Annotated in this window: 9 protein-coding genes and 3 rRNA genes; 10 read left to right on the plus strand and 2 right to left on the minus strand. The window is 64.0% G+C overall.

Translation table 11 applies throughout. The features are described from left to right. Nucleotides 1–156: 156 nt before the first annotated feature. Nucleotides 157–969: a pyrroline-5-carboxylate reductase gene (gene proC / locus OG390_RS29455; RefSeq protein ID WP_399075154.1), complete on the plus strand. Its 813-nt coding sequence runs from the start codon at nt 157–159 to the stop codon at nt 967–969. A gap of 171 nt (nt 970–1,140) precedes the next feature. Here the strand turns inward: proC and trpS are convergent, their stop codons facing one another. Then, entirely contained in the window at nt 1,141–2,142 is a 1,002-nt protein-coding gene (trpS, locus tag OG390_RS29460; protein ID WP_406172490.1) for a tryptophan--tRNA ligase, read from the minus strand. Between the two features lie 849 nt (nt 2,143–2,991). On the opposite strand from trpS, the gene OG390_RS29465 reads away from it, so the two are divergent. From OG390_RS29465 to OG390_RS29495, 7 genes are all read left to right on the plus strand, one after another. Further along, nucleotides 2,992–4,517 (plus strand): 16S ribosomal RNA (locus tag OG390_RS29465). 314 nt (nt 4,518–4,831) lie between these two features. Further along, nucleotides 4,832–7,951 (plus strand): 23S ribosomal RNA (locus OG390_RS29470). A gap of 93 nt (nt 7,952–8,044) precedes the next feature. Next, nucleotides 8,045–8,161, plus strand: a 5S ribosomal RNA gene (rrf, locus tag OG390_RS29475). Together the 16S, 23S and 5S rRNA genes form the textbook arrangement of a ribosomal RNA operon. Nucleotides 8,162–8,223: 62 nt before the next feature. Next, nucleotides 8,224–8,868, plus strand: a complete 645-nt coding sequence (locus OG390_RS29480; protein WP_406172491.1) for an HAD family hydrolase — start codon at nt 8,224–8,226, stop codon at nt 8,866–8,868. A 134-nt stretch (nt 8,869–9,002) separates the two neighbouring features. Further along, entirely contained in the window at nt 9,003–9,725 is a 723-nt protein-coding gene (locus OG390_RS29485; protein WP_406172492.1) for a VC0807 family protein, read from the plus strand. Between the two features lie 81 nt (nt 9,726–9,806). Then, nucleotides 9,807–11,015: an MFS transporter gene (locus OG390_RS29490; protein ID WP_406172493.1), complete on the plus strand. Its 1,209-nt coding sequence runs from the start codon at nt 9,807–9,809 to the stop codon at nt 11,013–11,015. After that, on the plus strand, nt 10,966–12,138 hold the full coding sequence (locus tag OG390_RS29495; RefSeq protein ID WP_406172494.1) for an acetoin utilization protein AcuC: 1,173 nt from the start codon (nt 10,966–10,968) through the stop codon (nt 12,136–12,138). The genes OG390_RS29490 and OG390_RS29495 overlap by 50 nt, the downstream gene beginning before the upstream one ends. Nucleotides 12,139–12,209: 71 nt before the next feature. Here OG390_RS29495 and OG390_RS29500 read toward each other — a convergent pair whose 3' ends face one another. Next, the gene (locus OG390_RS29500) at nt 12,210–12,647 is read right to left on the minus strand and encodes a hypothetical protein (RefSeq protein ID WP_406172495.1); all 438 of its coding nucleotides are present in this window, start codon (nt 12,645–12,647) and stop codon (nt 12,210–12,212) included. A gap of 15 nt (nt 12,648–12,662) precedes the next feature. On the opposite strand from OG390_RS29500, the gene OG390_RS29505 reads away from it, so the two are divergent. Both OG390_RS29505 and OG390_RS29510 read left to right on the plus strand, forming a co-directional pair. Next, nucleotides 12,663–12,818, plus strand: coding sequence for a hypothetical protein (locus OG390_RS29505; protein WP_406172496.1), 156 nt, complete (start codon nt 12,663–12,665; stop codon nt 12,816–12,818). Nucleotides 12,819–12,986: 168 nt separating this feature from the next. Next, nucleotides 12,987–13,802, plus strand: a complete 816-nt coding sequence (locus tag OG390_RS29510; protein ID WP_406172497.1) for a phosphatase — start codon at nt 12,987–12,989, stop codon at nt 13,800–13,802. Nucleotides 13,803–13,865: the final 63 nt, after the last annotated feature.

The following is a 13,865-nucleotide window of genomic DNA, read 5'->3' on the forward strand; positions in this document are numbered from 1 at the left end:
CCCCTCGGCGCCGGTCGGCGCACCCACCCCGAGCCCAGCCCCGGCCTCGGGCAACCGGACAACCGGTGTCCCGCCCAACGGACAGCCCCACCCAACCGGCACTCCCGGTGCGAGGATGGACCCCGGACGACGCACCCCTCGGAGGGCACCCGCACCATGACCCAGAAAGTCGCAGTCCTAGGCACCGGCAAGATCGGCGAAGCGCTGCTCAGCGGAATGATCCGAGCCGGCTGGGCCCCCACCGACCTCCTGGTCACCGCCCGCCGCCCCGAGCGAGCCAAGGAACTCCAGGAGCGCTACGGAGTCACCCCGGTCACCAACCCGGAGGCAGCGAAAACCGCCGACACCCTGATCCTCACGGTCAAGCCGCAGGACATGGGCACCCTCCTCGACGAACTCGTCCCGCACATCCCTGCCGACCGCCTGGTCATCAGCGGCGCGGCAGGCATCCCCACCTCCTTCTTCGAGGAGCGCCTGGCCACAGGCACCCCAGTCGTCCGTGTCATGACGAACACGCCCGCTCTTGTCGACGAGGCCATGTCCGTCATCTCCCCCGGCAGCCACGCCACCGCCGAGCACCTCGCGTACGCCGAGGAGATCTTCGGTGCCGTCGGCAAAACGCTCCGAGTCCCCGAGTCCCAGCAGGACGCGTGCACCGCCCTCTCCGGCTCGGGACCGGCGTACTTCTTCTACTTGGTCGAGGCCATGACAGACGCGGGCATCCTGCTCGGCCTGCCCCGCGACAAGGCGCACGACCTCATCGTCCAGTCCGCGATCGGCGCCGCCGTGATGCTCCGCGACAGCGGGGAGCACCCCGTGAAGCTCCGCGAGAACGTCACGTCCCCCGCGGGCACCACGATCAACGCGATCCGCGAACTGGAGAACCACGGCGTGCGTGCCGCGCTCATCGCCGCGTTGGAGGCGGCCCGTGACCGCAGCCGCCAGCTCGCCTCCGGCAACAACAGCTGACCCATACCCGGCGCTGGGGGTGCGCTGCCTCCGGCGCCGGGGCCGAACCTCGCTGCTAGGGCCCCCGGCGCGGCAGGCTGCGCCCACCCTCCCCCCCCCAGCTCTCAACTTCGTTCGAGCAGGAGGGACCCCCACTGCCCTGCGGGGCGATGACCCACAGCGGGAACAGTGCTACTCCGTCGCCGGCAACAAGCCGATGGCCCTGTACGCCGCGTCCACCCTTGGCCTGGCCATCTCTCTGGCCTTTTCGGCACCGTCTCGCAACACCCCCTCCACGTACGCAGGATCCGCGCACAACTGCTTGTGCCTTTCCTGTATGGGTCTGAGGAGCTCGACCACGGCCTCTGCGGTGTCCTTCTTCAAAGCGCCGTACGACTCATATACACCGCTCAAGGCTTCGGGGTTCCCACCCTCGCAGGCCGCGAGAATCTCCAGCAGATTCGAGACCCCGGGCCGTCCCTCCGGGTCGTACTCGACATCCCGCCCGCTGTCCGTCATGGCCCGCATGATCTTCTTCCGCACGACATCCGGCTCGTCGAGCAGATAGACGACCCCGGGTCCGACATCGTCGCTCTTCCCCATCTTCGACGTCGGCTCCTGCAGATTCATGACGCGCGCGGCCACCTCCGGACGCGTGGCCCGAGGCACTACGAACGTGTGCCCATAACGCTGGTTGAACCGCACCGCCAGATCCCGGGCCAGCTCGACATGCTGCGTCTGATCGTCACCGACCGGCACTTCATCGGTCCCGTACGCCAGGATGTCCGCCGCCATCAGCACCGGATAGGTCAGCAGCGACAGCCGCACGCTCCCGCCCCGACCCCGCTCGCGCGCGGCCTTCTCCTTGTACTGGATCATCCGACGCATCTCCCCGTCGGTCGCGACGCATTCCAGCAGATACGAAAGCCGCGCGTGCTCATCCACATGACTCTGTACGTACACGGTGCACAGCTGCGGATCGAGCCCCGACGCAAGCAACAGCGTCGACGCCTGCCTACTGAGCCTGCGCACCCGCCCCGGATCGTGGTCCACGGTCAGCGCGTGCAGGTCGACGATGCAGAACAGGGCGTCGGCCCGATGCTGGTCGACGTCCGCCCACCGGCGCACGGCCCCCAGGTAGTTCCCCAGCGTCAGATGCCCGGTCGGCTTGATCCCACTGAAGATCCGCGTCATCTCTCCACCTCCTGGTCGAGGCCGCCGCGCCCGCCGGCCGGCTCTCCAGGAGGGAGACACAAAAACGGCCGCCGGGGCGGCGGCCGTTGAGTACATACGTGAGTACGGCCGCCGTCAGGCGGCCCACCACTGCTGCGTGCACGTATGCGTAGTCATGGGCACGAGGGTACGCCTCCGGGACGGCTCCCGGAGTGAAGTTGACACACCCCTGCCCGCTACGTAATGTTCTCCGAGCTGTCCGACGTGAGCGTCGACTCCGGTCGGTCCCCGGACAGCCATTCCGCAACAAGCACTCAACGAACGACGATCCGTCGTCGGCTCGTTTTCATGCGTGTTTGCGAAATGAGGAATCCGCGTTCGAAAGAACGCCACCCCGATTAGCTCGGGAGCCAGGAATCCGCTAAAGTCTCACTCGTCGGAACGGCCCAACAGCCGCGAAGACAAGCCCGCTGACTGGGAGTCAGGCCCGAAAGGATCTGATAGAGTCGGAACCGCCGGAAAGGGAAACGCGAAAGCGGAAATCTGGAAAGCACCGAGGAAATCGGATCGGAAAATGATCTGATAGAGTCGGAAACGCAAGACCGAAGGGAAGCGCCCGGAGGAAAGCCTGAGAGAGTCTCTCGGGTGAGTACAAAGGAAGCGTCCGTTCCTTGAGAACTCAACAGCGTGCCAAAAATCAACGCCAGATATGTTGATACCCCGTCCATCGGAAACTTCCGGTGGCGAGGTTCCTTTGAAAAAGTCCTGCCGGACAGTGTTCGGTAGGCGCACAGCGAGGACGCTGTGAACCGTCCGATTATTCCTCGGACGGTTCCGCTCTCGTGGTGTCGTCCCGATTACGGGAAAACATTCACGGAGAGTTTGATCCTGGCTCAGGACGAACGCTGGCGGCGTGCTTAACACATGCAAGTCGAACGATGAAGCCCTTCGGGGTGGATTAGTGGCGAACGGGTGAGTAACACGTGGGCAATCTGCCCTTCACTCTGGGACAAGCCCTGGAAACGGGGTCTAATACCGGATAATACTGCGGACCGCATGGTCTGCGGTTGAAAGCTCCGGCGGTGAAGGATGAGCCCGCGGCCTATCAGCTTGTTGGTGAGGTAGTGGCTCACCAAGGCGACGACGGGTAGCCGGCCTGAGAGGGCGACCGGCCACACTGGGACTGAGACACGGCCCAGACTCCTACGGGAGGCAGCAGTGGGGAATATTGCACAATGGGCGAAAGCCTGATGCAGCGACGCCGCGTGAGGGATGACGGCCTTCGGGTTGTAAACCTCTTTCAGCAGGGAAGAAGCGAAAGTGACGGTACCTGCAGAAGAAGCGCCGGCTAACTACGTGCCAGCAGCCGCGGTAATACGTAGGGCGCAAGCGTTGTCCGGAATTATTGGGCGTAAAGAGCTCGTAGGCGGCTTGTCACGTCGGTTGTGAAAGCCCGGGGCTTAACCCCGGGTCTGCAGTCGATACGGGCAGGCTAGAGTGTGGTAGGGGAGATCGGAATTCCTGGTGTAGCGGTGAAATGCGCAGATATCAGGAGGAACACCGGTGGCGAAGGCGGATCTCTGGGCCATTACTGACGCTGAGGAGCGAAAGCGTGGGGAGCGAACAGGATTAGATACCCTGGTAGTCCACGCCGTAAACGGTGGGCACTAGGTGTTGGCGACATTCCACGTCGTCGGTGCCGCAGCTAACGCATTAAGTGCCCCGCCTGGGGAGTACGGCCGCAAGGCTAAAACTCAAAGGAATTGACGGGGGCCCGCACAAGCAGCGGAGCATGTGGCTTAATTCGACGCAACGCGAAGAACCTTACCAAGGCTTGACATACACCGGAAACGGCCAGAGATGGTCGCCCCCTTGTGGTCGGTGTACAGGTGGTGCATGGCTGTCGTCAGCTCGTGTCGTGAGATGTTGGGTTAAGTCCCGCAACGAGCGCAACCCTTGTTCTGTGTTGCCAGCATGCCCTTCGGGGTGATGGGGACTCACAGGAGACTGCCGGGGTCAACTCGGAGGAAGGTGGGGACGACGTCAAGTCATCATGCCCCTTATGTCTTGGGCTGCACACGTGCTACAATGGCAGGTACAAAGAGCTGCGAAGCCGCGAGGCGGAGCGAATCTCAAAAAGCCTGTCTCAGTTCGGATTGGGGTCTGCAACTCGACCCCATGAAGTCGGAGTTGCTAGTAATCGCAGATCAGCATTGCTGCGGTGAATACGTTCCCGGGCCTTGTACACACCGCCCGTCACGTCACGAAAGTCGGTAACACCCGAAGCCGGTGGCCCAACCCCTTGTGGGAGGGAGCTGTCGAAGGTGGGACTGGCGATTGGGACGAAGTCGTAACAAGGTAGCCGTACCGGAAGGTGCGGCTGGATCACCTCCTTTCTAAGGAGCATCTAGGCCGCCAAGCTTGCTTGGTGGTCCAGGGCCACAACGCAGGCGAATGTCCTGCGGTGGTTGCTCATGGGTGGAACGTTGATTATTCGGCACCTTCAGCCAACTCGGGCTGCCAGTACTGCTCTTCGGAGTGTGGAACGCAGGCCACGGGTGGCGGGGGTGTCGGGCACGTTGTTGGGTGTCTGAAGGTACGGCCGAATGTGGCTGCCTTCAGTGCCGGCCCCAGTGAACTCCGGGTTGTACCGGGGGTGATGGGTGGTTGGTCGTTGTTTGAGAACTGCACAGTGGACGCGAGCATCTGTGGCCAAGTTTTTAAGGGCGCACGGTGGATGCCTTGGCACCAGGAACCGATGAAGGACGTGGGAGGCCACGATAGTCCCCGGGGAGTCGTCAACCAGGCTTTGATCCGGGGGTTTCCGAATGGGGAAACCCGGCAGTCGTCATGGGCTGTCACCCGCTGCTGAACACATAGGCAGTGTGGAGGGAACGCGGGGAAGTGAAACATCTCAGTACCCGCAGGAAGAGAAAACAACCGTGATTCCGGGAGTAGTGGCGAGCGAAACCGGATGAGGCCAAACCTCAAGCGTGTGAGACCCGGCAGGGGTTGCGCTTGGGGGGTTGTGGGATCTCTCTTCTGTCGTCTGCCGGCGACAGGACGAGTCAGAAACCGTTGATGTAGGCGAAGGACATGCGAAAGGTCCGGCGTAGAGGGTAAGACCCCCGTAGTCGAAACATCAGCGGCTCGTTTGAGAGACACCCAAGTAGCACGGGGCCCGAGAAATCCCGTGTGAATCTGGCGGGACCACCCGCTAAGCCTAAATATTCCCTGGTGACCGATAGCGGATAGTACCGTGAGGGAATGGTGAAAAGTACCGCGGGAGCGGAGTGAAATAGTACCTGAAACCGTGTGCCTACAAGCCGTGGGAGCGTCGGACAAGCACTTGTGCTTGTCTCGTGACTGCGTGCCTTTTGAAGAATGAGCCTGCGAGTTTGCGGTGTGTTGCGAGGTTAACCCGTGTGGGGAAGCCGTAGCGAAAGCGAGTCCGAACAGGGCGGTTTAGTAGCGCGCTCAAGACCCGAAGCGGAGTGATCTAGCCATGGGCAGGTTGAAGCGGCTGTAAGAGGTCGTGGAGGACCGAACCCACCAGGGTTGAAAACCTGGGGGATGACCTGTGGTTAGGGGTGAAAGGCCAATCAAACTCCGTGATAGCTGGTTCTCCCCGAAATGCATTTAGGTGCAGCGTCGTGTGTTTCTTGCCGGAGGTAGAGCACTGGATAGGCGATGGGCCCTACCGGGTTACTGACCTTAGCCAAACTCCGAATGCCGGTAAGTGAGAGCGCGGCAGTGAGACTGTGGGGGATAAGCTCCATGGTCGAGAGGGAAACAGCCCAGAGCATCGACTAAGGCCCCTAAGCGTACGCTAAGTGGGAAAGGATGTGGAGTCGCACAGACAACCAGGAGGTTGGCTTAGAAGCAGCCACCCTTGAAAGAGTGCGTAATAGCTCACTGGTCTAGTGATTCCGCGCCGACAATGTAGCGGGGCTCAAGCGTACCGCCGAAGTCGTGTCATTGCAGCATGAGGGCCAACGCCCGCTGTGATGGGTAGGGGAGCGTCGTGTGCCGGGTGAAGCCGCGCCGGAAGGCAGTGGTGGACGGTTCACGAGTGAGAATGCAGGCATGAGTAGCGATACACACGTGAGAAACGTGTGCGCCGATTGACTAAGGGTTCCTGGGTCAAGCTGATCTGCCCAGGGTAAGTCGGGACCTAAGGCGAGGCCGACAGGCGTAGTCGATGGATAACCGGTTGATATTCCGGTACCCGCTGTGAAGCGTCAAACATCGAACCAGGCGATGCTAAGTCCGTGAAGCCGCCCCGGAGCCTTCGGGCAAAGGGGAGTGGTGGAGCCGACGGACCAGACCTGTAGTAGGTGAGTGATGGGGTGACGCAGGAAGGTAGTCCATCCCGGGCGGTGGTTGTCCCGGGGTAAGGGTGTAGGCCGTGCGATAGGTAAATCCGTCGCACTTGTGGCTGAGACCTGATGCCGAGCCGATTGTGGTGAAGTGGATGATCCTATGCTGTCGAGAAAAGCCTCTAGCGAGTTTCATGGCGGCCCGTACCCTAAACCGACTCAGGTGGTCAGGTAGAGAATACCGAGGCGTTCGGGTGAACTATGGTTAAGGAACTCGGCAAAATGCCCCCGTAACTTCGGGAGAAGGGGGGCCATCACCGGTGAGGGAACTTGCTTCCTGAGCTGGGGGTGGCCGCAGAGACCAGCGAGAAGCGACTGTTTACTAAAAACACAGGTCCGTGCGAAGCCGTAAGGCGATGTATACGGACTGACGCCTGCCCGGTGCTGGAACGTTAAGGGGACCGGTTAGTCACAATTCGTTGTGGCGAAGCTGAGAACTTAAGCGCCAGTAAACGGCGGTGGTAACTATAACCATCCTAAGGTAGCGAAATTCCTTGTCGGGTAAGTTCCGACCTGCACGAATGGCGTAACGACTTCTCGACTGTCTCAACCATAGGCCCGGTGAAATTGCACTACGAGTAAAGATGCTCGTTTCGCGCAGCAGGACGGAAAGACCCCGGGACCTTTACTACAGTTTGATATTGGTGTTCGGTTCGGCTTGTGTAGGATAGCTGGGAGACTGTGAAGCATTGGCGCCAGCCAGTGTGGAGTCGTCGTTGAAATACCAGTCTGGTCGTGCTGGATGTCTAACCTGGGTCCGTGATCCGGATCAGGGACAGTGTCTGATGGGTAGTTTAACTGGGGCGGTTGCCTCCCAAAGAGTAACGGAGGCGCCCAAAGGTTCCCTCAGCCTGGTTGGCAATCAGGTGTTGAGTGTAAGTGCACAAGGGAGCTTGACTGTGAGACCGACGGGTCGAGCAGGGACGAAAGTCGGGACTAGTGATCCGGCGGTGGCTTGTGGAAGCGCCGTCGCTCAACGGATAAAAGGTACCCCGGGGATAACAGGCTGATCTTCCCCAAGAGTCCATATCGACGGGATGGTTTGGCACCTCGATGTCGGCTCGTCGCATCCTGGGGCTGGAGTCGGTCCCAAGGGTTGGGCTGTTCGCCCATTAAAGCGGTACGCGAGCTGGGTTTAGAACGTCGTGAGACAGTTCGGTCCCTATCCGCTGTGCGCGTAGGAGTCTTGAGAAGGGCTGTCCCTAGTACGAGAGGACCGGGACGGACGAACCTCTGGTGTGCCAGTTGTCCTGCCAAGGGCATGGCTGGTTGGCTACGTTCGGGAGGGATAACCGCTGAAAGCATCTAAGCGGGAAGCCTGCTTCGAGATGAGGACTCCCACCCCCTTGAGGGGTTAAGGCTCCCAGTAGACGACTGGGTTGATAGGCCAGATCTGGAAGGCGGGTAACCGCTGGAGGTGACTGGTACTAATAGGCCGAGGGCTTGTCCTCAGTTGCTCGCGTCCACTGTGTTGGTTCTGAAACCACGAACAACCCCATGCCCCGGGGCCACCGGGCATGGTGCGGTTGACAGTTTCATAGTGTTTCGGTGGTCATAGCGTGAGGGAAACGCCCGGTTACATTCCGAACCCGGAAGCTAAGCCTTACAGCGCCGATGGTACTGCAGGGGGGACCCTGTGGGAGAGTAGGACGCCGCCGAACTAATTGTAGAGAAAACCCCCTTGCCATGCGGCAAGGGGGTTTTCTGCGTTTAGGGTCTAGTTATGCGCTACGACCTGGTGATCTTCGACAACGACGGCGTCCTCGTGGACAGCGAGCCGATCTCCAACACGATCCTGGCCGCCTATCTCACCGAGCTCGGGCACCCGACCTCGTACGAGGAGTCCCTCAGGGACTACATGGGGTCAGCCATGCACCGCATCCACGAGGTCGTCCAGGAGCGCAGCGGCCGGCAACTGCCGGACGACTTCGACGACGTCTTCCACGGGCGCGTCTTCGCTGCTTTTGAGCGCGAGTTGGAGCCCGTTCCCGGTGCCGTGCAGGTCCTTGAGAAGCTGGCCGCGGACGGGGTGCCGTACTGCGTGGCCTCCTCCGGGAGTCACGAGCGGATTCGGGTGGGGCACCGGAAGACCGGGCTCGACCGGTGGTTCGACGAGGGGCGTGTCTTCAGTTCGCAGGACGTGGGGCGCGGCAAGCCGGCGCCGGATCTGTTTCTGCATGCGGCCGAGCGGATGGGCGTACCGCCTCAGAAGTGTGTGGTCGTGGAGGACAGCCCGCTCGGCGTGCGAGCGGCGAACGCAGCGGGGATGGACGTGTACGGGTTCACGGCCATGACGCCCGCGGCCAGGCTGGCCGGGGCCACTCAACTCTTCTCGGACATGGGGGGGTTGGCTGACCTGCTCGTATGACGGTGTCCATCGCCCGGTACTGACATTTGTCATGGCGAGCTCCGGACGATCGTTTCTGTTGGCGGACGGGGTCCGACCGCGAAGCTGAGTACATCGAAACGGGACGTACACAGTGACGACGGAGGGACCCGATCATGAGCATCACGGCCACCGAGAGCAGCATCGAAGCGCCTGCCGAGACGACCATCGCCGCTACCGCCGCCAAGGACGGCGGGAGCGCCGCTCGGCAGACCTTCCTCCCGCTGATCCTGGACGTGGCGGTGCCGATGGGGTCGTACTACCTCCTCAAAAGCGGGTTCGGGATGAGCACCATGGCGGCGCTGGGATGGAGCAGCGTGGTGCCCGCGATGCGGACCGCGTGGGGCGTGGTGAGGGAGCGGACGTTCAACGGGCTGGCCGCGTTGATCCTCTTCGTCAACCTCGTGGGTCTGCTGCTCGGCCTGGTCGCCGGTGACCCGCGGCTGATGCTGGCCAAGGACAGCGGGGTCAGCAGTGTGGTCGGTATCGGCATCCTGGTCTCCGTGATGCTGGGCAAGCCGATGATGACGGCGGGGCTCAAGCCGTTCATCACCAAGGGCGACGCCGCGAAGACCGCCGCCTGGGAGCGGCTGCTCAGCGGTTCCGAGCGGTTCCGGAAGTTCGAGCGGACGTTCTCCCTCGTCTGGGGCGTGGCTCTGTTCGGCGAGTGCCTGGCGCGGATCGTGGGCGCGTACACGCTGCCGATCGACACGATGGTCTGGCTGGGCACGGTCGTCATGGTCGCCACGATCGCCCTGGCCATGGTGGTCAGCGGTGGCCTCGCCGCCGGTCCGATGGGGAAGATGCTCGAGGACGAGCTCGCCGACCAGTCTCGGTAGGACCGTCCGCCGTAGAGCTGAGCAGAATTCATCTTCGGCTTGATCTACCCACCGGTAAGCCGGGGCCCTACGCTCGCCGCCATGACAGATGTGCTGCGGCGCGGTAGGGCCTCTTTGGCGTTCAGCTTCTTCGCTCAGGGCGCCACCTTCGCGCTGCTCGTGACGCGCATTCCGGCCATCCAGGACCGGTACGGGGTCTCCGACGCGTTGCTGCCCGCCTTCCTGGCGGCCGTGCCGATCCTGGCCGGCGTCGGAAGCGTGACGACGGAGCAACTGGTCAAGCGAATACGGCCCAGCCGCCTGCTGCGCTGGTCCCAGCCCGTCGTGCTCCTGGCGCTGCTCGGGGTCGGGGCCGGGGACCAGTTGGCCGAGCTGGCTGTCGCGCTCGGGGCCTTCGGGCTCGCGGTGGGCGCGCTCGATGCCTCCATGAACATGCTCGGGGTGAGTCTGCAGCGGACGTACGGGCGCAGCATCATGCTCGGCTTCCACGCCGCGTACAGCCTCGGCGGGATCGTGGGCGCCTCGCTCGCGTGGGCGGGCGCGCACTGGCATCTGTCGTTGTTCGTGTCCTACCTGCCGGTGGTGCTTCTGCTGCTGCCGGCCACGTTCGTCGGGAGTCGGTGGTACGTCGACGGGGTCGCCCCCGACGCGAAGGAGGCGGCCGAGGCCGGGCCCGTCGTCTTCAAGCTGCTCCTGCCGCTCTGTCTGGTGATGACGTTCGCGTACATCGGGGACTCCACGGTCTCCAACTGGAGCGCGAAATATCTGCAGGACGTGCTGGGCAGCTCGGAGCAGCTGGCGACCGTTCCGTACAACGTGTACATGGTGATGACCCTGGTGGGGCGCGCCGTCGGGGACCTCGGGGTGCGGCGGTTCGGGGCCGTGGCCGTCGTACGGCTGGGGGCGGTGGTCGCGGCGCTCGGATTCGCGGTGGTGGCGGTGGCGCCGGGGGCGTGGGTGGGGATGCTCGGGTTCACACTGCTGGGCCTGGGGCTGTGCGTGATCGTGCCGCAGACCTTCGCGGCGGCGGGGCGGCTCTTCCCGGGGGCGTCCGACACGGCGATCGCGCGGCTCAACATCTTCAACTATGTGGGGTTCTTGATCGGTTCGCCGTTGGTGGGTGCGCTGGGGGACGCCTGGAGCTACCGCGGCGCGATGCTCGTACCGATGGTGCTCGTCCTGGTGACCTTGGGGTATGCCCGGTCGTTCGCTCCTGAACCAAACCGATACGGTGACGGACATGAGCGGCCGCGCACAGCTGATGTGGGACGAGGCAGTAACGGGCTATGACTTCGGTCCGGAGCACCCGATGGATCCGGTCCGGCTCGCGCTGACCCGGCGACTGGTCGACGCCTTCGGGCTCGACCGCGAGGTCGACGTGGTCGCGGCGCAGCCCGCCGGCGAGTCGACGCTGCGGCTCGTGCACCGCGAGGACTACGTGGAGGCGGTCAGGGCCGCATCCGCTGATCCGGATTCCGCCGACTCGTCGTACGGGCTCGGGACCATGGACGATCCCGCCTTCGCGGGGATGCACGAGGTGTCCGCGCTCATCGCCGGGCAGTCCGTGGGGGCCGCCGAAGCGGTGTGGCGCGGGGACGCGCTGCACGCGGTGAACTTCGCCGGCGGGCTGCACCATGCGATGCCCGGTGGCGCGTCCGGGTTCTGCATCTACAACGACGCCTCGCTGGCGATCGCGCGACTGCTCGAGCTGGGAGCGGAGCGGGTCGCGTACGTGGATGTGGATGTGCACCACGGCGACGGGGTCCAGGCGGCCTTCTGGGAGGACCCCCGGGTTCTGACGATCTCGCTGCACGAGCATCCGCGGACGCTGTTCCCGCAGACCGGGTGGCCGGAGGAGACCGGCGCCGACAGAGCGGAGGGCTCCGCCGTCAATGTCGCCCTGCCGGCCGGCACCGGGGACGCGGGGTGGCTGCGCGCCTTCCACTCGGTGGTGCCCGAGCTGATCGCCGATTTCCGGCCGCAGGTCCTCGTCACCCAGCACGGCGCCGACACCCACTTCGAGGACCCGCTGGCGCATCTCGCGGTCTCGCTCGACGCGCAGCGGGCCGTGCAGGTGGCCTGTCATGAACTGGCGCACGAGTACGCGGACGGGCGGTGGGTCGCGCTCGGTGGTGGCGGGTACGCCGTGGTGGACGTCGTACCGCGGTCCTGGACGCATCTCGTCGCCATCGCGGCGGGGCGGCCCATCGATCCCGAGACGGTGATTCCGGAGAGCTGGCGGCAGGAAGTCTTCGCCCGTACACGGCAGTTGGCGCCGGTGCGGATGACGGACGGGCGGTGGCCCGTGTCCTGGAAGGACTGGGAGTCGGGGTACGACCCGGCGGACCGCCTCGATCAGGCCATCGTGGCGACGCGCCGGGCCGCCTTCCCGCTGCGGGGACTTCTGCCGTAGGCCGCTGCGAGGTCCACGGCCGATGTGCGCTGTGGGCAGGGCTTACTGCCGTAGAGCCTCGGTCGACGAGGTCAGTAGCACAGGCTCGTCTCCGAGTTGTAGTAGATGTCGATCGTGCCGCTCCACGTCATGCACTCGCCCGCCTTCGGGTGGTCCTTGTACACGGGACCCGCGTACGTGGTGAACGAGCCGTAGTCCCGGGCCGGGTTGCCGCTGGTGGGGTCGGTGTCGAGCGTGACCTCCATGAACACCCGGGCGCCGGGGTTGTTGCGGATCGTCACGGCGCAGAACCCCTGGTTCCCGACGTTGTACGTGACGTACGTGGTGCCGATGGTGGCGGTCGGCGAGGACTTGATCGGTGTGGACGCGGTGACCCGGTAGCCGGCGCCGCAGGCGCCGTTGTAGGCCGCCGTGGTGGCGGCGGACGCCGGAGTGGTCGCGGCGAGGGTGCCGCCGAGGGCCAGGACGGCGAGCGTGGCGGCGGTTGTCGTACGACGGGACAGCTTCATGGTGTTCCCCCTGAGATGACGGTGATGACAGCGATGAGAGCGCTGTCTGTGCTGGCAGCGATGTCTGTGGTCACTGGGCTGACAGCGATGACTGTGCTGAATGTGGTGAGCATTGATCACTGTGTCGACTGCGCCGACGGTCAACTGGCGCTTGCCGCACACGTGTTGTGAGACCAGGGGCCCCGGCGTTGGTTGTGGGGTCATTTGTCACTGTTCTGTCACCGGCGTCACGCGGATGCGGTGGCATCTCATGGCATCCGGGATACCCATTAGGCCAACTGTGCGGCATTTTCCGTGTTTTGGGCGTAAGACGGTGGCCGATGCGCCAGCATCGCTGACGTGTTGAGCACCGGAGCACTGCGTGCACACCTTCTGGCCGCCCGGTTGGCCGGGCCCGTGGCCACCTCGCGCGAGGAGAGCCTGCGCAGCTATCGGCTCTTCGCCGCCCGTGATCCCCGCATGCTGCTCGGGCTCGATCCGGAATGGACCTGGCGGCAGCGGGACTTGATCGAGTTGATGGCCGACAAGTGCGGGGTTTCGGCCGATCCGTTGCACACATCAGGGCATGATGTGATCGATCCTGAGCGGACCCTGGCGGCTCTCGACGCCTTCGCGGAGCGGATCGGCGAAGCCGCCCGCAACCGTGACCCCGTGCTCCTCGGTACCGGTCATCCGCATCGACTGATCGGTTTCTACGCCGCGCTGGCGGACGCACTGTCGGCGGCGGGGTGTGCCGTCCTCACCCCCGCGCAGGGTAGCTGTGTCGACATAACGACCCGGTTCGGCCTACGCACGTACAACCTTGACTACGTACAAGGTGTCGCGCTGGTGCGCGAACCCGGCTTGCAGGCCACCGGTCGTGCGACCGGCGCGCACACCCACTCACCTCTCCCGGTTCGGACCGCTCTGGCCGCCGCCGCGGAGTCCGGCGGGCCACTCCCGGAGCTCGTCATCGGGGACCACGGATGGGTCTGCGGAGCAGGTCAGCTGGGGTTCGAGGCGATAGGGCTGGCGGATACGGACGATCCTGCGCTCTTCGTGGGTGAGGCGGAGGGACAGGTGTCCGTCGTCGTTCCGCTTGATGACGCTGTGCGGTCTGATTACTACCGACCGCTTACTCGCTATGTACTCAATCGAGCGTGTCTGTCACAGTAGGCGGCCGATGGCAGCTCCTCTTCCCCACTCGCATCACCCGCCCCTACTCTGGGGAGTGAGCAC

Source organism: Streptomyces sp. NBC_00996 (assembly GCF_045162675.1).
GTDB lineage: Bacteria > Actinomycetota > Actinomycetes > Streptomycetales > Streptomycetaceae > Streptomyces.